Annotated in this window: 20 protein-coding genes; 5 read left to right on the forward strand and 15 right to left on the reverse strand. The window is 48.4% G+C overall.

Annotation, left to right across the window (positions count from 1 at the left end):
* Positions 1–60 precede the first annotated feature (60 nt).
* Positions 61–1,179, forward strand: a complete 1,119-nt coding sequence (locus CLV82_RS03580; RefSeq protein WP_133642916.1) for an NAD(P)/FAD-dependent oxidoreductase — start codon at positions 61–63, stop codon at positions 1,177–1,179.
* Between the two features lie 9 nt (positions 1,180–1,188).
* Here CLV82_RS03580 and CLV82_RS03585 read toward each other — a convergent pair whose 3' ends face one another.
* The 6 genes from CLV82_RS03585 to CLV82_RS03610 form a co-directional block, all read right to left on the reverse strand.
* On the reverse strand, positions 1,189–2,163 hold the full coding sequence (locus CLV82_RS03585; protein ID WP_133642917.1) for an ABC transporter ATP-binding protein: 975 nt from the start codon (positions 2,161–2,163) through the stop codon (positions 1,189–1,191).
* Between the two features lie 76 nt (positions 2,164–2,239).
* Positions 2,240–4,372, reverse strand: a complete 2,133-nt coding sequence (locus CLV82_RS03590; protein WP_394346157.1) for a prolyl oligopeptidase family serine peptidase — start codon at positions 4,370–4,372, stop codon at positions 2,240–2,242.
* 117 nt (positions 4,373–4,489) lie between these two features.
* Positions 4,490–5,479 carry an aspartate-semialdehyde dehydrogenase gene (locus tag CLV82_RS03595; RefSeq protein WP_133642919.1) on the reverse strand — a complete coding sequence of 330 codons (990 nt, stop codon included), beginning with the start codon at positions 5,477–5,479 and terminating at the stop codon, positions 4,490–4,492.
* Between the two features lie 196 nt (positions 5,480–5,675).
* On the reverse strand, positions 5,676–6,086 hold the full coding sequence (gene mscL / locus CLV82_RS03600; RefSeq protein WP_133642920.1) for a large conductance mechanosensitive channel protein MscL: 411 nt from the start codon (positions 6,084–6,086) through the stop codon (positions 5,676–5,678).
* Positions 6,087–6,180: 94 nt separating this feature from the next.
* On the reverse strand, positions 6,181–7,308 hold the full coding sequence (alr, locus tag CLV82_RS03605) for an alanine racemase (protein WP_133642921.1): 1,128 nt from the start codon (positions 7,306–7,308) through the stop codon (positions 6,181–6,183).
* A gap of 41 nt (positions 7,309–7,349) precedes the next feature.
* Positions 7,350–8,000, reverse strand: coding sequence for a thymidine kinase (locus CLV82_RS03610; RefSeq protein WP_133642922.1), 651 nt, complete (start codon positions 7,998–8,000; stop codon positions 7,350–7,352).
* Positions 8,001–8,107: 107 nt separating this feature from the next.
* Here CLV82_RS03610 and CLV82_RS03615 point away from each other — a divergent pair, with 107 nt between their 5' ends.
* Positions 8,108–8,782, forward strand: coding sequence for a hypothetical protein (locus CLV82_RS03615; protein ID WP_133642923.1), 675 nt, complete (start codon positions 8,108–8,110; stop codon positions 8,780–8,782).
* 83 nt (positions 8,783–8,865) lie between these two features.
* Positions 8,866–9,537: a 16S rRNA (cytidine(1402)-2'-O)-methyltransferase gene (gene rsmI, locus CLV82_RS03620; RefSeq protein ID WP_133642924.1), complete on the forward strand. Its 672-nt coding sequence runs from the start codon at positions 8,866–8,868 to the stop codon at positions 9,535–9,537.
* 11 nt (positions 9,538–9,548) lie between these two features.
* Here the strand turns inward: rsmI and CLV82_RS03625 are convergent, their stop codons facing one another.
* Positions 9,549–10,145, reverse strand: coding sequence for a carboxymuconolactone decarboxylase family protein (locus CLV82_RS03625; protein WP_133642925.1), 597 nt, complete (start codon positions 10,143–10,145; stop codon positions 9,549–9,551).
* A 45-nt stretch (positions 10,146–10,190) separates the two neighbouring features.
* On the opposite strand from CLV82_RS03625, the gene CLV82_RS03630 reads away from it, so the two are divergent.
* Positions 10,191–10,613, forward strand: a complete 423-nt coding sequence (locus CLV82_RS03630) for an OsmC family protein (RefSeq protein ID WP_133642926.1) — start codon at positions 10,191–10,193, stop codon at positions 10,611–10,613.
* Positions 10,614–10,685: 72 nt separating this feature from the next.
* The gene (gene recJ / locus CLV82_RS03635; RefSeq protein WP_133642927.1) at positions 10,686–12,374 is read left to right on the forward strand and encodes a single-stranded-DNA-specific exonuclease RecJ; all 1,689 of its coding nucleotides are present in this window, start codon (positions 10,686–10,688) and stop codon (positions 12,372–12,374) included.
* Here the strand turns inward: recJ and CLV82_RS03640 are convergent.
* The 8 genes from CLV82_RS03640 to CLV82_RS03675 all read right to left on the reverse strand — a co-directional run bounded on the left by CLV82_RS03640 (position 12,371) and on the right by CLV82_RS03675 (position 18,968).
* A complete protein-coding gene (locus CLV82_RS03640) occupies positions 12,371–13,147 on the reverse strand; it encodes a UDP-2,3-diacylglucosamine diphosphatase (RefSeq protein ID WP_133642928.1) in 777 nt (258 codons plus the stop codon). The two genes, recJ and CLV82_RS03640, sit on opposite strands and share 4 nt — an antisense overlap.
* A gap of 42 nt (positions 13,148–13,189) precedes the next feature.
* On the reverse strand, positions 13,190–13,642 hold the full coding sequence (locus CLV82_RS03645) for a 6-pyruvoyl trahydropterin synthase family protein (RefSeq protein ID WP_133642929.1): 453 nt from the start codon (positions 13,640–13,642) through the stop codon (positions 13,190–13,192).
* Between the two features lie 53 nt (positions 13,643–13,695).
* Positions 13,696–14,853, reverse strand: coding sequence for an acyltransferase family protein (locus CLV82_RS03650; protein ID WP_133642930.1), 1,158 nt, complete (start codon positions 14,851–14,853; stop codon positions 13,696–13,698).
* Positions 14,854–14,936: 83 nt separating this feature from the next.
* On the reverse strand, positions 14,937–15,791 hold the full coding sequence (locus tag CLV82_RS03655) for a LytR/AlgR family response regulator transcription factor (protein WP_133642931.1): 855 nt from the start codon (positions 15,789–15,791) through the stop codon (positions 14,937–14,939).
* Between the two features lie 82 nt (positions 15,792–15,873).
* Complete coding sequence (locus CLV82_RS03660; protein WP_133642932.1) at positions 15,874–16,302, reverse strand: hypothetical protein; 429 nt, start codon at positions 16,300–16,302, stop codon at positions 15,874–15,876.
* Positions 16,303–16,334: 32 nt separating this feature from the next.
* The gene (locus CLV82_RS03665; RefSeq protein ID WP_133642933.1) at positions 16,335–17,108 is read right to left on the reverse strand and encodes an enoyl-CoA hydratase/isomerase family protein; all 774 of its coding nucleotides are present in this window, start codon (positions 17,106–17,108) and stop codon (positions 16,335–16,337) included.
* A gap of 19 nt (positions 17,109–17,127) precedes the next feature.
* The gene (locus CLV82_RS03670) at positions 17,128–18,468 is read right to left on the reverse strand and encodes an MATE family efflux transporter (protein ID WP_133642934.1); all 1,341 of its coding nucleotides are present in this window, start codon (positions 18,466–18,468) and stop codon (positions 17,128–17,130) included.
* On the reverse strand, positions 18,465–18,968 hold the full coding sequence (locus CLV82_RS03675; protein WP_133642935.1) for a GNAT family N-acetyltransferase: 504 nt from the start codon (positions 18,966–18,968) through the stop codon (positions 18,465–18,467). The genes CLV82_RS03670 and CLV82_RS03675 overlap by 4 nt, the downstream gene beginning before the upstream one ends.
* Positions 18,969–18,976 lie beyond the last annotated feature (8 nt).

Genomic DNA, 18,976 nt, shown 5'->3' on the forward strand with positions numbered 1-18,976 from the left:
AAAATTTTATGGCCTCCATTTTTTTGTTGGTTACCTTAGTAAACGACTAACGAAAAGCAGATGGAACTCAGTTACTGGGAGTATAAAGACTGGTTGAGCGATGTGGACTTTACCATCATTGGAAGTGGCATCACAGGTCTGAACTGTGCCTTAAGGCTAAAAGAGCGCTTCCCCGGCAGCAAGGTGGTAATCCTTGAAAGAGGCAGTCTGCCACAGGGAGCAAGTACCAAGAATGCCGGATTTGCTTGTTTTGGGAGCATTTCAGAGATCCTGGATGACCTGCAGCGCCATTCGGAACAGGAGGTTACAGAATTGGTGCAGAAACGCTACAGCGGGATAGAAATGCTGCGCCGTACCCTGGGCGATGAAGCTATTGGCTATCATAATTTCGGGGGACACGAACTTTTCCCTGCATCCGATAAACTGCTTTACGAGCAATGCCGTGAATCCATGGGCCAGGTGAATGAACTGCTGACTCCAGTGTTTAGAGGCCCTGCCTTTACGGAAACAGCGAATGTATTCGGGTTCAGGAAGGTTGGGGATAATTATATCACCCACACCTATGAAGGACAGATCGATACTGGGAAGATGATGAGGTCCTTATTATATAAAGTGCAGGCTGCCGGTGTACTGATCCTGAATGCGATCAATGTGGAATCTTTTGAAGGGCTGCCGGGCAGGGTAGAAGTAAAGACTAACCAATTCCACTTCAGCACAGGGCATCTCCTGGTGGCTACAAATGGTTTTGCATCCCGCTGGTTCCCGGAAGAACTAAGGCCGGCGAGAGCCCAGGTACTCATTACCAAACCTATAGCTGATTTAAAAATACGAGGGACATTCCACCTGGATAAGGGATACTATTATTTCCGGGATATTGATGGCCGTATTTTGCTGGGGGGAGGAAGAAACCTCGATTTTAAAGGAGAGGAGACCAGCGAGTTCGGCCAGACTGCGATCATACAGGAGAAACTGGAAACGCTGCTGACCGAAACCATACTCCCAGGAATTTCCTACGAGATAGACCGGCGATGGAGCGGGATTATGGGGGTTGGGCCCAAGAAGTCCCCGGTTGTCAGGCAGGTATCCGAAAGAATTTACTGTGGGGTGCGTCTCGGCGGGATGGGAATTGCCATCGGCAGCCTCGTTGGTGCGGAACTGGCCGACCTGGTTCCGGCTTAACCTAAGATCTTATTGCCTGAGGCGCTTATTGATTGTCCCCAGGGATACATTCAGGTATACTCTTTTACCCTGTTCTATCGCTTCGGGCGAATGGAAATAAATACTCTCTCCTTCAGACCAGCCCTTTACGAGATAATGGCTGCCCATAGGGTAACTGCGCTCTACTACTGTTGGGATGCCCGAATTTGGTGACACTTTGAATTCATGCGCATAAACGATGATCCTCCGTTTAGTATCGGCGTAGGATTTCAGGATGTCTATAGGGACCAGGCTGGCCTCCCCGAACAAAGAAGCCACGTACAGACTTCTCGGTTGGTCGTATAGCTCCTGTACCGGCCTGTCTGCGATGATCTTCCGGTCCCTGATCACAAGGATACGGTCTGCATAAGGCAGCACATCCATAGCGTCATGTGTTGCTGTGATACAGGTAATGCCCTCTTGCCGGAGGTAATCGAAAAGGTTACGCCTCAGGGTATTCTTCTGGAAATTGTCAATATGGCTGAAAGGCTCATCCAGCAGCAGGAGTTCCGGCTTCTGGGCAATGGCCCTTGCCAGTGCCACGCGCTGTTTCTGTCCCACGCTCAGGGTCTTTACCTTTGTATCCGCAAAAGCCTCCATCTCTGTCATGGCCAGAAGTTCAGAAGTCCGCTTTTCCAGTTCTTCCGGGTAAAATACAGACAGGAACTGGGACACATTTTCTTTCACCGTGGTAAAAGGCATCAGGTCAAATTCCTGCGAAAGGTATTTCATGTTTTCCTCTCCCGGCACTAACTGGAACCTCGGGCCTAATACTTTCTTTTCCCCCCAGTGAACACTGCCCTCCTCTAAATGCAACAAACCATAAATAAGGCGGAGCAAGGTGCTTTTACCGCCGCCACTCTCGCCCATTACCGCGAGGTGCTTCCCTGCTTCCAGGCCAAAGCTGATGTCCTCCAGAACCGGGGTCTTGTTATAGGCAAAGGTCAGATTCTCTACTCGTAACATGAGATAGTATGAATTATAGTGGGATACAAAAAGCCCGTTTCTGTGGGAAACGGGCTTCTGTCCATTTTATTGACTATCAGTCTTTAAATTCTTTCAGAACAGCGCGGTTGGGCAATTCCTCGTACCCCATATTGTACAGGGTGAAAGAAAAAATATCTGCATACTGCTCAATAGTTTTACTGACAGGAGTTCCTGCACCGTGCCCTGCATTTGTCTCGATTCGGATCAAAACAGGGTTGTCACCGGCTTGCTTCTCCTGCAGAGTGGCGGCAAACTTGAAACTGTGAGCCGGTACCACACGGTCATCATGATCCCCGGTAGTGACCAGGGTCGCCGGGTAGCTTACACCTTCTTCTATATTGTGCAGGGGTGAATATGCATGCAGGTATTCGAACATTTCTTTATTGTCTTCAGCAGTACCGTAATCATAGGCCCACCCGGCTCCCGCCGTAAAAGTATGGTAGCGTAACATATCCAGCACCCCTACAGCCGGCAGGGCTACCTGCATCAGGTCGGGGCGCTGCGTCATTACTGCACCTACCAGCAGTCCGCCGTTAGAGCCACCCCGGATTGCTAACTGTTCCTTAGACGTATAATTATTCTCGATCAGGTATTCCGCAGCAGCGATAAAATCATCAAAGACATTCTGTTTCTGCATCTTGGTTCCGGCATTGTGCCACTTCTTCCCGTACTCACCGCCTCCACGGATGTTAGGCACGGCATAAATACCTCCTTGTTCCATCCAGACCGCGTTTACCAGGCTGAACCCGGGGGTCAGGCTGATATTGAAACCTCCGTAGCTGTAAAGAATAGTAGGGTTCTTCCCATTGAGTTCAATTCCTTTTTTGTGAGTGATGATCATAGGGATCTTAGTGCCATCCTTGGAATTGTAAAATACCTGCTCTGACACGTAATCCTCCGGGTTAAAATCGATGTCCGGTTTCCAGTATAACTCGTATTTCCCCGTTTCTACATTAAGCTTATAGCTGGAGGCCGGGGTTTTATAGTTGGTGAAAGAGAAGTATAGTTCCTTTTCATCCTTTTTCCCGCCTATTCCGCTCGCACTTCCTACGTCCGGCAATTCGATCTCCCTGATCTGCTTGCCATCGTAATCGTACTGGTATACTTTAGAAATCGCATCGATCATATATTCTGCGAAGAAGTATCCGCCACCTGTACTCGGACTGAGTACATTCTCGGTCTCGGGGATAAAATCCTCCCAATTTTCCGGTTGAGGAGCTGATGCATTTACTTTTACAACCTTTTTATTGGGCGCATCCAGGTTAGTGACCAGAAAGAGTTCTTCCCCACGGTTGTCGATTACGTAAGTGTCGCTGTCCTCGTGATCAAGGATGGTGGTGAAACCCTTCCCGGGTTTCTGAAGGTCTTTGATAAACAGTTTCCCTCCGGAAGTAGTGTTTCTTGCAGAAATCATCAGGAAGCGCTCATCTTCGGTCAGGTTGGCTGAAATATATCGGTGTTTTTCAGTGGGGTCTCCGCCAAAAACCAATTCGTCATTTTCCTGGGCACTGCCCAGCTTGTGGAAATAAACCTTGTGCTGGTCTGTCTTGGCTGAAAGTTCGCTTCCTTCAGGTTTGTCATAGCTGGAGTAATAGAATCCTTCCTTACCTTTCCAGGATACCCCGCTGAACTTAACATCAACCAGGGTGTCTTCTACGATCTCCATAGACTCTGTATCCATCACGATGACCTTGCGCCAGTCGCTCCCTCCTTCAGAGATCTGGTAGGCCGCAAGCGCCCCGTCTTTGGTAAAGCTGATCCCGGCCAGGGAGGTGGTACCGTCTTCGGAGAAATTATTGGGATCCAGGAATACCTCGGGGGTTCCGTCTCCTTTCTGCCGGTAGAGTACGGACTGGTCCTGCAGTCCGTCATTTTTATAAAAATAGGTGTAGTCACCTTCCTTGAAAGGCGAGCTCAGTCTTTCGTAGTTCCATAATTTTTCTAACCTGTTCTTCAGGTCCTTCCGGTAAGGGATCTGTGAAAGGAATTCCTGGGTGACATTGTTCTGTCTTTTTACCCAGTCTTCTGTTTCCGCACTGCGATCATCTTCCAGCCAGCGATAAGGATCCGGCACATCGGTGCCAAAGTAGTTGTCAACAGTATCGACTTTGGCGGTCTCAGGGTAATTCACGGCAATTGTAGATTTTTCTTTGGAGGTGTCACAGGATACCAGGACGGCACCTGCCATTAGGGTTAAAAAAATTCTCTGCATTATATTTAGTATTGGTAAGCACTAAAAATAACAATAAAAAATCCTTTGAGTACAAGGCACACAAAGGATTTAGAAAGTATTAACGTATATGGATCAGACCAGCTGGTTCGCTACAAGGTATTCTGCGATCTGAACCGCATTTGTGGCGGCACCTTTCCTCAGGTTGTCTGCCACGATCCACATATTCAGGGTATTCGGCTGGGATTCATCGCGCCGGATCCTGCCCACAAAGACATCGTCCTTATCATGGGCATATACGGGCATGGGATAGGTATTGGTCAGCGGGTTGTCCTGGACTACGATCCCAGGGCTCTCATTCAGGAGGCTCCGGACATCGGCAAGATCAAAGTCGTGCTCAAATTCCACATTCACAGATTCTGAATGTCCCCCGGAAGTCGGGATACGCACCGCTGTGGCCGTGACCGAGAAGCTCTTGTCATCAAGGATCTTCTGAGGCTCCTTGGAGAGCTTCATTTCTTCCTTGGTATACCCGTTCTCCATAAATACATCACAATGGGGGAGGGCATTCCGGTTGATGGGATAGGGGTAAGCCATGTCTCCCTGTATGCCGGCTACTTCGTTTTCGAGTTGTTTTACCGCCTTTACCCCGGTTCCGGAGACGGACTGGTAGGTAGAGACTACAACCCGCTTCATCCGGTATTTCTTATGCAGCGGGGCAAGCGCCAGTACCATTTGTATGGTAGAACAATTGGGGTTCGCAATGATCTTGTCGTCCTTGGTAAGACGGTCTGCATTGATCTCGGGTACGATCAGCTTCTTATCGGGATCCATGCGCCATGCGGAGGAATTATCGATCACGGTGGTACCTGCTTCGGCGAATCGCGGAGCCCATTGCAAAGAGGTATCACCCCCTGCAGAGAAGATGGCGATCTGCGGCTTAGCATTAACAGCTTCCTCCAACCCGATCACGGTATGTACCTTCCCATTAACGGATATCTTTTTCCCCACGGATCGCTCAGAAGCAACCAACAGAAGCTCTGTCACCGGGAACTTTCTTTCGGCCAGTACTTTAAGCATTACTTCCCCTACCATCCCGGTAGCCCCTACAACAGCAATTTTCATATTATTCTGATTAAAAGGCCAAAGGTAATCCAAGAGGGCTTACCCGGCAAGCTGCTTAATTTAAATATGCAATTTTATAACAAAATGTTATAAATGAAACTAGGAGCAAAAAAAGACCGCCAACCAGGGAGGCCCTGCCGGCGGTTTAAATTAATGAATAGCTAGTGCAGCGGTTGCCCCTGCAGGAGCACTATTTTTATTTCTTTTTCAGTAGGTCACGAATCTCTACTAAAAGCTCTTCCTGGGTCGGCCCCTTAGGAGCTGCCGGAGTCTCTTCTTTTGGTTTCTTGGTTTTGTTGTACGCTTTGACGATCAGGAACAGTACTAGACCTACAATGATCAGGTTCACGATCGAATTGATCCAGGCACCGTATCGGATAGCATTTTCGGCCACATAGCCGGCTTCTCCTTCTACCCCTGAAGATTCAGTAAGTACCAGTTTCAGGTTCGCAAAGTCGACCCCTCCTGTAAATTCACCCACGATGGGCATCATAATGTCATTGACAAAGCCATTGACCACGAGGCTTACTGCCCCGGCTAAGATCACAGCAACTGCAAACTCAATAACATTGCTGGTCATGATAAAATTCTTGAATTCCTTAAACATGTTGATAGTTGAATATGGTTAGTATTGTTTTAACATTCTTAAGGTAATCAAAAAATTTAAGTGGGCTGTGGATTGTTTATAAATTGCCAGGTTATCAACCGGTTATCTTACGTCTTACGCGCTGGGAGATCCCGGTAATGAGTTCATAAGATATGGTTCCTGCAGCAGCGGCCAGCAGGTCTGCGGATGATTCCTTGCCAAAGACCACTACTTCATCGCCTTCCCTGCAATCGATACCGGTAACATCAACCATGATCATATCCATACAAACATTCCCGATGATGGGTGCACGATTTCCACGGATGGTTACATAGCCTTTTCCATTGCCGTACTGCCTGCCAATACCATCTGCATGGCCCAGTGGCAGCGTCGCGGTACGGACCGGGGTAGAAGCCCGGAAAGCCCTGTTATACCCTACGCTCTCTCCTGCCCCTATCTCGTGAATCTGTGAGATCACTGTTTTAAGACTGGCCACAGGGGTTAATTTGGAATCGTAAACCGCGTCGTTCCCGAATCCATAGAGGCCGATCCCGCTTCTGACCATATCGTACTGATGGTCCGGGTAATTCAGGATGCCCGAGGTGTTGAGTAAGTGCCTGAGGGGGCGATAACCCAGTTCTTTCTCTACCGAAATACATATCCTGGCAAAACTCCGCAGTTGATCTTTCGTAAACTCCTTCTCAGCCGGGTCTTCAGAAGCAGCAAGGTGAGAGAAGACAGAAGCAACCCTAAGGCAGGGAATTATTTTGATCTCAGAAGCGATCTTCCCGGCGTGTTCCGGGGTAAAGCCCAGCCGGTTCAGCCCGGTATTGAATTTCAGGTGTACGGGGTATTCTTTCTGCCCTTCGTCCCTGGCCGTTTTGGCAAATCCTTCCAATAAATTTTCTGAGTAAAGTGCAGGTTCCAGGCACCTGGCAATAATGGTCTTATAGCTTATGGGTTGCGGATGAAGAACAAGGATAGGACGGGTGATGCCGGCATCCCTGAGGGCAACTCCTTCGTTAGTATAGGCAACCGCGAAATAATCTGCCCCCAGTTCCTGTAACTTCAGGGCGATCCTGGCCGCTTCACTGCCATAAGCAAAAGCTTTTACAACGGCCATAAAGCGTGTTCCGGGCGCGATATGCGAAACCAGGTAGCGGTAATTATTTTCCAAAGCAGACAGGTCTATTTCCAGGACTGTCTCCCCGGTACTTGTCTTGTTATTATCTGGTCTTAACATTACCGGGATCTCAATGGGTTCATTATTATCAGGGGTCGAATTTAAGATTGGGTGGGATTGTTATTCTCTTTTTTGGCAACTTCTTCTGCTGAAACTTCCATCTTGCTGATCTTCTCTTTCAACATGGCTTTATAGAATGCTGCCCTGCTCAGTGGCTCGTATTCTTCGGTTTCACCCAGCAGGACCAGCTTATCGTTATTGGATTTCCTGAAACTGTAATTCGCGAGGTTGCCGGTGCGAGTACAGATCGCATGAACTTTAGTTACGTATTCAGCGGTGGCCATAAGGTTGGGCATCGGACCAAAGGGATTCCCTTTAAAATCCATATCCAGTCCGGCCACTACAACCCGGATCCCTTTATTAGCCAGGTCATTGCATACCGTAACGATCTCGTCATCAAAGAACTGTGCCTCGTCAATACCTACCACATCACATTGGTCTGCCAGGATCCGGATATTCGCTGCAGCAGGTACCGGGGTAGAACGGATTTCGTTCTCATCATGGGAAACCACTTTTTCCTCGTGGTAGCGGGTGTCTACCATGGGTTTAAATATTTCTACTTTCTGCTTGGCAAATTGCGCGCGTTTAAGTCGCCTGATGAGTTCTTCTGTCTTCCCCGAAAACATAGAACCGCATATGACTTCTATCCATCCGAATTGTTCTTTATGATTAACAGTGTTTTCGAGAAACATTTTGTAATTTTAGTCGAGGGAAACGGCTTTCTTAGCTGTCAAAGTACTTGACGGTATAAAAGTATTAAAAAAGATAAACCTTTACCTTTAAGGAAAAATAAAAAGAGATGAAAAGAAAATTAAAGGATGAGTTGAACCAGCTGGCGTCGGCGATTCTCTCAGCCAAAGGGGAGATGGAGCTTTCCCAGCTTTACGAAGCCTCCAGGAAACTTTACGAAAAGATAGCGGTACTCAGGTTTATTGAAGATAAACTCAACGATATTGAGATCGACGTGTCCAGCAATGCCATCGCCAATAAATTCGAGAAAATGGCCACTGCGGTCATGAATGAAAACAAGTCGGTTCCGGAGAGTAATCCTCACCAGGAGGATATTATCATTCCGGGAATGCAAACCATAAAGGATATGATCTCGGAAATGCCCGGCGAAGCGGATGTAGACCAGTTTTTCGCAGAATTCGTGGCCAAACCCAAGACGATAAAGAACGACAAGGAAGATGTAACCCCGGAAATTCCTAACGGGAAAAACAAAAGCCTGAACGAGACCCTGACCCAGAAGGTGATATCCGTAGGGCTTAATGACCGGCATGCATTTGTTAAACATCTTTTTAACGGCAGCACCGAAGACTTTAACCGGGTGATCTCCCAACTGAACACCATAGATAACGAGGAGCGGTCCATAGCTTTTATCGAGAACATGGTAAAGCCCGACTATAACAACTGGGCCGGGCAGGAAGAAATTGCCTCGCGCTTCATGTCGCTTATATCAAGAAGATTTTCCTGATTAATCAACAATCATTGACCAAGTGAACCGGAAGCTGTCTTATGGCTTTCGGTTATTTTTTTTAAAAAACTGCAGCAGAAAAAATGGGTAAATTATTTATTGTTCCCACGCCTATAGGAAATATGGAAGACATCACCCTCCGGGCCATCAGGGTTCTGAAAGAGGTAGACCTTATCCTGGCCGAAGATACCCGTACCAGCGCCAAGCTCCTTCAGCGCTTCGAGATAGACACCCCCATGCTGAGCCATCATATGCATAACGAGCACAAGACAGTTGAGGGACTGGTTTCTCGTCTTTCAGGAAATGAAACGATGGCTCTTATTTCGGATGCGGGAACTCCCGCAATTTCTGATCCGGGGTTCCTGCTGACCCGGGCTTGTATTGAAGCCGGGGTAGACGTGGAATGTCTGCCGGGGGCTACTGCTTTTGTGCCCGCCCTGGTAAACAGCGGACTTCCCAATGACAAGTTTGTTTTTGAAGGTTTCCTGCCGCCTAAAAAAGGAAGGCAGACCAGGCTAACCCTACTGGCAGAGGAACCCAGAACTATGATCTTCTATGAATCCCCCTATAAACTGGTTAAAACCCTGACCGATTTTTCCCAGTACTTTGGGGAGGACAGGCCGGTCAGTGTTTCCCGGGAGCTCACCAAGATGTACGAGGAGCAGGTAAGGGGAACGCTGTCAGAAGTATCTGCTCATTTTGAACAAAATCCACCAAAAGGAGAACTGGTCATTATAGTTGGCGGTGCACGCTAGCACGTTGCGGATCAGGAAGCTTTATGCTTCCCTTCTTCCCAGCCATGCTTGGAAAGATATTGCTTACCACTCTTGACTGCCCCTGCTTCTATGGTAGTCCCCATACTGTCATTCCACCTGTTCAGGTAGCCAAAAAGGGATATCACGCCCAGGATCTCCACAATTTCTCCCTCATCCCAGTACCGGTGTAAACGTTCCGAAATTTCGGAATCTACGGCATTGGGCACCTGTGATGCGGCCAGTGAAAAATCCAGGGCAGCTCTTTCTGCTTCTGAAAAGGCGGGATGGGTTCTGTAATCCCAAATATTATCCAGCTTCTCCTGCTCAGCCCCGTAGCGCTCTGCTGCCCGGATAGCATGTGCCTGGCAGTACCGGCAGCCCGTGGCGTTACTGCTCACCCATGCGATCATGCGTTTTAGTGCTGAAGTAACCTTGCCCTCGTTTGCCATAACAGCCTTGTTCAGGTTGATAAAAGCCTTGGAAATAGCCGGCCGGTGTTGCATGGTGAGAACCGAATTGGGGCAGAATCCCAGTGTCTCGTTGAAAAATTCGGCCAGCTCGCGGGTAGCTTGGTCGTGAGTTGGGTCTAGAGGGGTTACCAGTGGCATGTTTTTACGTATTTTTGAAGTCACAAGTAACAAAAAAATTTATTGATGACGAATCATATCACGACACAGTGGAAGGGAAATATGGCCTTTGAGACCAATAATACTTCGGGCCTTAACTTTACTATAGATGCCAGCCCGGAAGATGGGGGAGAAGGTAACGGGATGCGGCCTAAAGCCCTTATGCTTTCTGCTCTTGCAGGATGCAGCGGACTGGATGTGGCCATGATGTTCCGGAAGATGAAACTTGAAGTAAGGGATTTCCGCATTGAAACCATTGCAGAACTTACAGAGGAACATCCAAAATATTACGATAAAGTCACCGTTGAGTATCACTTTTTCGGGAAAGACCTTGCCGAAGCCAAGCTTCAGCGCGCTGTTGACCTCTCCGTTGAAAAATACTGCGGGGTAATGGAGATGTTCAGAAAATTTGCCGAGGTGAAGATCAATACTATATTTCACAACGAATAACAGCCTGCCAAAACTGCTGCTGTCATTTTGCATTGTAACCCTTTAATTTTGCCCGAAAAGCGATCCTGATCCATGCGTTGGACCCTGAAACCAAATCCCGACCCTGCAGTTGTAAAAGCGCTTGCCGATTCCCTGAACGTCGAGGAACTGGTTGCCCAGCTCCTGGTTCAGCGGGGGATAACCAATTACGAGGAAGCAAAAGCTTTTTTCCGACCGCAATTGCATCATTTGCACGATCCTTTCCTGATGAAGGATATGGATCTAGCTGTGGCACGTATCCTTCGGGCGATAGAAAGTGGCGAACGAATCCTGGTATACGGGGATTATGATGTGGATGGCACTACGTCTGTTGCGCTCATGTCTTCTTACCTCCGCAGCAAATACCCGGAAATAGACACCTATATCCCGGATCGTTACGGAGAAGGTTACGGGGTATCTTTCCAGGGGATAGATTATGCCGAAGATAACGGCATCACGCTTATTATCGCACTGGACTGCGGGATCAAGGCTATTGAAAAGGTTTCTTATGCCAGGGAGAAAGGTATAGATTTCATTATTTGTGATCACCACAGGCCCGGCAGCCTGCTACCCGATGCAGTAGCGGTGCTCGATCCAAAACGGGAAGATTGTGAATACCCGTACAAGGAACTTTGTGGTTGCGGGGTAGGCTTTAAACTGATACAGGCATTGGGGACGACGTATGGAGAGGACATCCACAGTCTTTTGCCCTACCTGGACCTGGTAGCCACAGCGATCGGCGCAGATATCGTGCCCATTACGGGAGAGAACCGGGTACTTTCTTTCTATGGCCTGCAACAGATCAACAGCAATCCCAGGGCAGGATTCCGTGCGATCATTGAACAAACCAAGAAACGCGAATTCACGAATACGGATGTGGTCTTTATCATCGCTCCCCGCATCAATGCTGCAGGGCGTATGGAACACGGCAGGCATGCAGTGGCCTTGCTTACCGAGACCAGCCTGCAGCAAGCCCGGGAGATGGCTGCGGGAATAGAAGACTTTAATACGGAGAGGAAAGGGCTGGACCAAGAGATTACCGAAGAGGCTTTGCTCCAGATCCGTGAGAACAGGGAGGAAGAGCGCTTTACTTCCGTAGTTTACAAAGACAGCTGGCATAAAGGAGTGATAGGGATCGTGGCCTCCAGGTTGACAGAAACCTATTATCGGCCTACCCTCGTCTTCACCAAAAGCGGCGATAAACTCGCGGCCTCCGCCCGTTCGGTAAGAGGATTCGATGTGTACGAGGCCCTGGAAGGGTGCGCAGATTGTATCGAGCAGTTTGGCGGGCATAAATACGCGGCGGGGCTCACCCTGTCAGAGACCCAGTTCAGCACTTTTAAAGAACGTTTTGAAAAAGTAGTCGCGGCCAGTATAGACCCGGCCCTGCTCACGCCCGAAATAGCTGTAGATGCCAGGATCAGCCTGTCACAAGTGAGTCCGAGGCTACTCCGTATCCTGGCCCAGTTTGCACCCTTTGGTCCGGGGAACCACGCGCCCCTCTTCATGGCCGAGAGATTGCAGGATACGGGTTATGCGAGGACAGTAGGGGGTGATGGCAAACACTTGAAATTAGGGGTTGTTCAAAAAGGAAGCAGGCCTGTAAGCGCTATCGGTTTTAACCTGGGACACCAGCTGCCCACAGTACAGGGAGGTAAATTCTTTGATGCGGTCTTTGCCCTGGAAGAAAATGAATGGAACGGCTCGGTGAGCATCCAGCTAAAACTGAAAGATCTGCGCTAAGGCTGGGAGTCTTCGTATTTTTTCAGCAGTAATTCCTTGCCATCATAAACGGCATAGGTGAAATACGAGATCCAGTCGCCAAGGTTGACATAAGTAGACTTCCCGTTCAGGTCTATCTGCAGGGGCAGGTGCCGGTGACCGAAGACAAAAAAGTCATAATGCTGTTCTTCCAGCTTTCGCTTGGCGTATTGTACCAGCCATTCTTTGTCTTCCCCCAGGAATTTAATATCCTCGTCCCCGGAAATAAGTTTATTCTTTACAGAAAAATACTGCGCCACCCGTACTCCCAGGTCCGGGTGTAGCCAGCGGTAGAACCATTTGGCGACAGGGTTTGTAAACACTTTCTTCATCCGCTTAAACCCGAGATCCCCGGGCCCTAACCCATCTCCATGCCCGATAAAGAACGAGCTATTTCCTAACCTGAATTGCTGTGGGGTATGAAAGACCGGGATCTGAAGTTCTTCTTCAAAATACCCATGCATCCAGAGATCGTGGTTGCCCACGAAATAAAAGACAGGGATGCCGGCATCAGAAAACTCGGCCAGTTTACCCAGGGTCCTGGTAAAGCCTTTAGGAACTACGGATTTGTACTCGAACCAGAAATCGAAGAGATCGCCGAGAAGGAAGAGCGCAGCGGTCTCTTCTTTTATACTGTCTAACCAGGCGACGAATTTTTTTTCACGGCTAAGGCTGGTCTTGTGGTCCGGTGCCCCCAGGTGATGGTCGCTTGCAAAATAGACTTTCTTTCCGTTTGGTATCTGGAGGTCCTTCATTTGCTCATAAATATAAGGAAAATGAAATGCGCCGCTGGGGTCTCAGGCGTTATCACTGGCATACCATTCTGCATAAGCCGTATCGGTCTCCCTGAGTTGAAGTGAATGAAGGCTGAGATTGTCCGGAAGCCGCTTCTTGATCTTGGAAGCAAAATCCAGGACCATGTTTTCACTGGTGGGCTGGTAATCGGCCAGTATAACCTTATGACCCCGGGATTCCAGTTCATTCGCTAGTTCAATATGCGGGCTGTTTTTATTAAAGACAGTGGCATGGTCAAAGGGGTCTACCACCTCTTCTTTTACGATCTTTTTGAGATCCCCGAAATCGATCACCATGCCCAGCTTAACGTGATCCTGGTCGGTGATGGGTTCCCCGATAACCGTAACTGACAATTTATAGCTGTGCCCGTGTACGTTCCGGCATTTCCCGTCGTACCCATACAGCGCATGCCCGGTTTCAAAAGTGAATTCTTTAGTGACCCTGATCTTTTCCATTGTGAACTATTGACCTGCAAAGTTATAAAATCTTTCCTCCACCTACTTCTATTTTATCGGTGCCGCTTGTTGCAGGTAATTATCCCTGGCTTTTTTCCCCCGCGACCTTTTAACCCGAATAGCGGTCGTATCCATTTCCAGGGCCGGATCAGGGTGGCATAGATCAACCAGGTTAACCAGAAAGTCCCCAGGATCATGAAAAGGAAGGCCGGGATAAATGCGAATTCCCACTGTAAGACCAAGTACCCGAGGAATATGGTGATCGTTTGGTGGAGGATGTAAAAAGGGTAGACTGCTTCATTGGCATACGCCAGTGAAAAACCGGGCTTATTCAGGTAACGGGAGCTGTACCCGAAGATGGCCAGGATCCATGCCCCAAGGTTGAAAACTTTTAAAAATGCCTCAGTGAAGTGAAGATAGATCGTATCCTCAAAACTCAGGATGGTACTTATCCAGATCGTGAAACCGAGTATCCCGCAATAGAGAAATCTTCTCCGGTATTTCTGAACAGTAGGCCAGAAGACGCCCTTAACGGAAATCAGCATGAACCCGTAAAGGAAAAGGAAACCATTGCTGGTCAGGGTAAACCAATCTCCTGCAAGGGCATGGGTTACAGGGAAAAAAGGTTCCAGCAGGGCTTCTGCCAGGTAAAGAGGCAGCAGCAACCAGAGGAAGCCGGCAGGGGAAAGAAGGTTTTTGCTTAGCCAGGCACGGAGCTTGTTGCCGGGGTTATTTCTGAGGTAGATGAACAGGGGACACAGCAGGAGAGAAAAGGTAAAGAGGTAGGGAAGAAACCACAGGTGATGCCAGCTGAAATTGCCGGAAGGATAGATGCCAGTAAAAGCGTGTACAGGCCAGAAGTCAAAATAGGTCCCGTGAAATTGCTGTTCTACGATCCTTTCCAAGTAGACCTGCGGTGGAACTACGAGCAGGATTCCCGCCAATAACGGTACCAGTAGCCGTTTACTCCGCTCAAGGATAAATTGTTTCCCGTCGCGTTTATTAAAAGCGTAATAGGTTCCCATCCCGGAAACGACGAACAAGATGGGGAGGCGCCACTGGTTAATGAATAGCATGGGGTACCGAAGCCACCCTGTGGGAGTTTCATATTTGATATGCCAGTCCCAGGGAACAAAGAACATTCCCACGTGATATAATATAAGCAAGGCGAAAACCAAAACCCTGATCCAATCCAGGTCATACCGTCTCATAATTTACTGTTTTTCATAAAATTAAAGCTCAACTGTTATTGCCGCAATTTCTTGTGACGGGTAGCAAGTAATTGTGACCGGTGTCAAGCTTTGATCTGCATACGGGCTTCAAAAACGGGGATCTTTTGACGGGATACCGGGATCTGCTCAGCCGTGCCATCCAGTTCCAGTTGGTAGCCCTGTGCATTGCCGGTAACCTTTTCTATAAAGGTCATATTAACAAGGAAAGACCGGTGTGTCCTGAGAATTTGGCGGTACTCCTTCACTTGTTCTTCAAAGGACGAAATGGAAATTCTTTTGAGCTGACGAACGCCGTTTCGTAAATGAACAGCGCTGTAATTCCCTTCTGCTTTGGCGTAAAGGAAATCGGTACAATGCAACTCAAAATCGTCGCCTTTGACCATAGTTTTTACCGGGATCACCAGCGGCTGCTTCTTCCCCTGGGCGGGTGGATCAATAAGGCTAGCTTTCCGCTGGTTCTTCTTTTTAAGGAATCGCTGGTTGATGGGCACCAGTATAGCTATGAGGAGCATACCGATAAGGAAGGTATTCCGGATCTCTTCCAACAGGTAGTTCCAGCTCCAGTTCATAGGGTTTTCATAGATAAGATCCCGGACCAGGAATTGCCCTGTCCCCGTCACCAGCAGGAAGATGCCTAGGAACAGGATCTCTTTGCCTACCGACCATTCCCTGGTTAATTTCGGATTTAAATACAATATCGCGGAGCAGAGCAACAGGCTCAGGATGGCCACTCCACTGTGAATTGCGGTGATCCAGAAATGATGCAGTTTATGTTCAGGAGTATATACTTCAAAAGGTTCGAACAGGAATTCGAACAGCAAGGCCAGCGAAAATAAGGCAAGGATGATGAAAAGCAGGGACCTGCCTTCAAAATAGAAGGGGTAAGGCGCACTTAAAAATTGTCTCAGTTTTCCCATGGTCACAAGGTACACAGGATAGATATCTCCCCATTAAAGATAGGGATTTATGGGGTTGCCTTCCGGGCAAGAATAGGGAGCGCTACAGGCTAAGGTTCAGTTCCCCATCCACTAACCGAACATGGCAACAATCTGCTGCGACGGTATAGGTATGGCTGATGATCTCCTGCCCCCCGTTGAATCCTTGAAATACGAGTTTTCGCTCAGAATTCTGATGCTCGTCCTGGAAAACATCCCCGTACAGCGGGTAAGGTCCGCCCGGCTCGTATTCAAAAAAGCTGGCAGCCTTTTCGGACTGCGTAAGGTCTTCTCCGCTCCGTTGATCTATTACTTTATAATCGTCCAGCGGTACGCTATTACCATTGCTATCCGAAAGGGTCACCGAAAAACTCACAAACTGTTGTGTGCACATAATGCCTTCACAAGAGTTTTGGCTATCCTGTGACTTCTTTTCAGAACACTGTGTTAGCATAAAGGAGAAGAGCATAAAAGACAATAAAATTTTTGACATAGCATGATTATTTGGGAATCTTCCCGAAGGTTTTATTTCTTGTTCTTGAATTTATCCAGCGCCTTCTTGGTTTCCGGGGACAATGCAAGCCGACCTGATTCTTCTGCTCTTTCCGACAATAAAACATCCCAGTGCCCGGTTCCTTCCCAGAAGATCTTTTTCAGAGCCTGCAAGGCTTCGGGGTTATATCCGGCCAACTGGTGGATAAAGTGATCCAGTTCCTTGTCCATATCTGCTATCGAATCAAAGACCCTGGAAAACAGGCTCTTTTCCTTTGCCCAGTAAGCGTTTTTCCATTCGGTGGGTGAGAGGGATAATTCTGCCAATCCTCCCTTGCCGATCTTGCGTTCTACAGCAGGGGCAATAACCAAAGGAGCTATCCCGATAGTGATCTCTGATAAGCGTACAGCTGCAGCTTCCGTGGCAAACACATAATCGCATGCGGCGATAAGGCCGACACCTCCCCCCACTGCTTTTCCCTGTACCCTCCCGATAATGGGTTTCTTACAGGTCCTCATGGCATTAATGACCCGCGCGAATCCACTGAAGAATTCTTTGCCTTCTTCCAGATCGGCGATAGCCACAAGTTCGTCAAAAGAGGCCCCGGCGCAGAATGCCCGGTCTCCTTCAGACTGCAGGACGATCAGGGACACTTCTGCATTGTCAGATAACTTAGTGATCTCAGTGCTCAGGCGGGACAGCAGTTCTGAAACGAACGAATTACTGGCCGGGTGACCAAATTCGACCCTTGCAACATTGTTGCTTATACTTGTGTAAAGACTGCCATTTTCCCTGTTTGTGCTCATAAATCATGTTTTCTCAAAATTAAACCTTTTGCAAGAGGGGACGAAATTTGACCCTGAACTTCCAGACCAGTGCCCCTCCACGGATCGCCATCCAGACTAGGAATGCGATCCAGATGCCGGATATTCCCCATCCCATAAATTTGGTAAAGAACAATACCGGAACAAAACCCAGGAATGTTGCTGCCAGCAATACGTTTCTCAGGAATTTCATCTCCCCCAGGCCTTTAAAGATTCCGTCCAGTACAAAAGCGACCATGTTGACGGGCAGACCGAGGATCACGAGAAAGAAAATTGCATTGAAAGTGGTAAGAACAGACCGGTCATTAGAGAAGATCGTGCCGACATCATCGTAGAACAGGAAGGCGAGTACCATCAGTAAACCGCAGACATAGGCCCCGTACTTGGTCACTTTTTTTGCCAGGCGCCATAACCCGTTGTAATCGCGAGCCCCCAGGAGGCGTCCCCCCATGATATTCCCGGCAGCGGCATACCCATCGATAAAAAAGGCCGCAAATAACCACAGGTTAATGGCTATGGTATGAGCGCCTATATAGCGGTCACCAAGATCAGTAGCTTCACGAACGGCCAGGATAAGAGCGGCGTTCAGGGCAATAGCCCTTACGAAAAGGTTCAGGCTCATAAACACCAGGTTCTTGAGTTCGGGATGTACCGGGAACCTGGGTACAAGCCGGATATCGGTCGTCCGGACCAGGAGCACCAGGGCAATTACAGCCATAACGGCCTGGGCGATCAGGCTGGCCCAGGCGGCACCTTCCAGGTACATTGGTACTATCACCCCCTCGATACCATACACCAGGATAAAATCGAGAAGTATGTTCAGGGAGGCTCCCACGATTGCGATCATCATAGGATAAAAAGTATTCTGCAGTCCCCTGAAGATTCCCATTACTGCAAATACGAAAAGGGTCAGCGGAAATCCCCAAACACGGATACTGTAGTAAGATATACAGTATTCGAGGATCTTACCGCTGGCATTCAGGAGTAAAAAGATCTCTTCTATGATGAAAATGGTGGACAACAGGACCAGCACACTTAACAGTATATTAAAAAAAATGGCCTGGGCTGGAAGCGTTTTGATCTCGTCCAGTTTTTCAGCACCCAGGTACTGGGAGATCAGGGCAGAAATTGCACTACGTGTCTGGCCCAGGATCCAGATGAGCATAGAGAGGAAGGATCCTACAATCCCCACAGCCGCCAGTGATTCCAACCCGTCAACCGGGATATTCCCTACAACGGCGGTGTCAGTGATAGACAAGACCGGTTCTGCTATCCCGGCAATTATCGCAGGGACGGCAAGGCTGTTGATTTTTTTCCTGGTAACAGTAATTCTGGATCTCAATGCAGCGGTAATTCGTAACAGTAAAAAGGAAAATTGCTTTGTTTGGGGAGGTAAATAGACCCCAGTCGCGTATAACCCCTGGACTCGTAGAACCTCTGGTTCCCCGGATTCTGGCTAAAGGTATCTAATCTTATGGAATCCATTCGCATCTTCCGTGCTTCCTCCTCCACGAAATCCATCAATTTGCCGGCCAGTCCTTTTCTCTGGAAATCGGGGTGGACCGCAAGCCGGTGAACATAGCCATGACTACCCTCCGGGCAGAGCCAGCGTATATCTTCGTATTCCGGGTCTTTCAGTGAGGTCAGCACAACTATTCCCTTAAGTTGCTGGTCTTGCTCAAGAACATATAACTCCCTGCGAATGATATCCTTAGTTAAAACCTCGGCGTTGGGGTAGGATTCGTTCCACTGAAAAATATTCTTTGAGAACATATTCTCAGTGCATGCCCTTGTTATTGACAGGATTTCCGGGATTTCGAGTATCTTTGCCCTCCTGATCATTTGACAGT

Origin of the sequence: Zeaxanthinibacter enoshimensis (assembly GCF_004362865.1) — a bacterium.
Lineage (GTDB): Bacteria > Bacteroidota > Bacteroidia > Flavobacteriales > Flavobacteriaceae > Zeaxanthinibacter > Zeaxanthinibacter enoshimensis.

Excerpts from the sequence above, each read along its gene's own strand:
- CLV82_RS03625 (WP_133642925.1), bottom strand. The coding sequence starts at position 10,145 with ATGCCACTGGTAACCCCTCTAGACCCAACTCACGACCAAGCTACCCGC.
- CLV82_RS03585 (WP_133642917.1), bottom strand. The coding sequence starts at position 2,163 with ATGTTACGAGTAGAGAATCTGACCTTTGCCTATAACAAGACCCCGGTT.
- CLV82_RS03580 (WP_133642916.1), top strand. The coding sequence starts at position 61 with ATGGAACTCAGTTACTGGGAGTATAAAGACTGGTTGAGCGATGTGGAC.
- CLV82_RS03615 (WP_133642923.1), top strand. The coding sequence starts at position 8,108 with ATGAAAAGAAAATTAAAGGATGAGTTGAACCAGCTGGCGTCGGCGATT.
- CLV82_RS03640 (WP_133642928.1), bottom strand. The coding sequence starts at position 13,147 with ATGAAGGACCTCCAGATACCAAACGGAAAGAAAGTCTATTTTGCAAGC.
- alr (WP_133642921.1), bottom strand. The coding sequence starts at position 7,308 with ATGTTAAGACCAGATAATAACAAGACAAGTACCGGGGAGACAGTCCTG.
- recJ (WP_133642927.1), top strand. The coding sequence starts at position 10,686 with ATGCGTTGGACCCTGAAACCAAATCCCGACCCTGCAGTTGTAAAAGCG.
- CLV82_RS03595 (WP_133642919.1), bottom strand. The coding sequence starts at position 5,479 with ATGAAAATTGCTGTTGTAGGGGCTACCGGGATGGTAGGGGAAGTAATG.
- CLV82_RS03660 (WP_133642932.1), bottom strand. The coding sequence starts at position 16,302 with ATGTCAAAAATTTTATTGTCTTTTATGCTCTTCTCCTTTATGCTAACA.
- CLV82_RS03630 (WP_133642926.1), top strand. The coding sequence starts at position 10,191 with ATGACGAATCATATCACGACACAGTGGAAGGGAAATATGGCCTTTGAG.
- rsmI (WP_133642924.1), top strand. The coding sequence starts at position 8,866 with ATGGGTAAATTATTTATTGTTCCCACGCCTATAGGAAATATGGAAGAC.
- CLV82_RS03610 (WP_133642922.1), bottom strand. The coding sequence starts at position 8,000 with ATGTTTCTCGAAAACACTGTTAATCATAAAGAACAATTCGGATGGATA.
- CLV82_RS03655 (WP_133642931.1), bottom strand. The coding sequence starts at position 15,791 with ATGGGAAAACTGAGACAATTTTTAAGTGCGCCTTACCCCTTCTATTTT.
- CLV82_RS03650 (WP_133642930.1), bottom strand. The coding sequence starts at position 14,853 with ATGAGACGGTATGACCTGGATTGGATCAGGGTTTTGGTTTTCGCCTTG.
- mscL (WP_133642920.1), bottom strand. The coding sequence starts at position 6,086 with ATGTTTAAGGAATTCAAGAATTTTATCATGACCAGCAATGTTATTGAG.
- CLV82_RS03675 (WP_133642935.1), bottom strand. The coding sequence starts at position 18,968 with ATGATCAGGAGGGCAAAGATACTCGAAATCCCGGAAATCCTGTCAATA.
- CLV82_RS03590 (WP_394346157.1), bottom strand. The coding sequence starts at position 4,372 with ATGGCAGGTGCCGTCCTGGTATCCTGTGACACCTCCAAAGAAAAATCT.
- CLV82_RS03645 (WP_133642929.1), bottom strand. The coding sequence starts at position 13,642 with ATGGAAAAGATCAGGGTCACTAAAGAATTCACTTTTGAAACCGGGCAT.
- CLV82_RS03665 (WP_133642933.1), bottom strand. The coding sequence starts at position 17,108 with ATGAGCACAAACAGGGAAAATGGCAGTCTTTACACAAGTATAAGCAAC.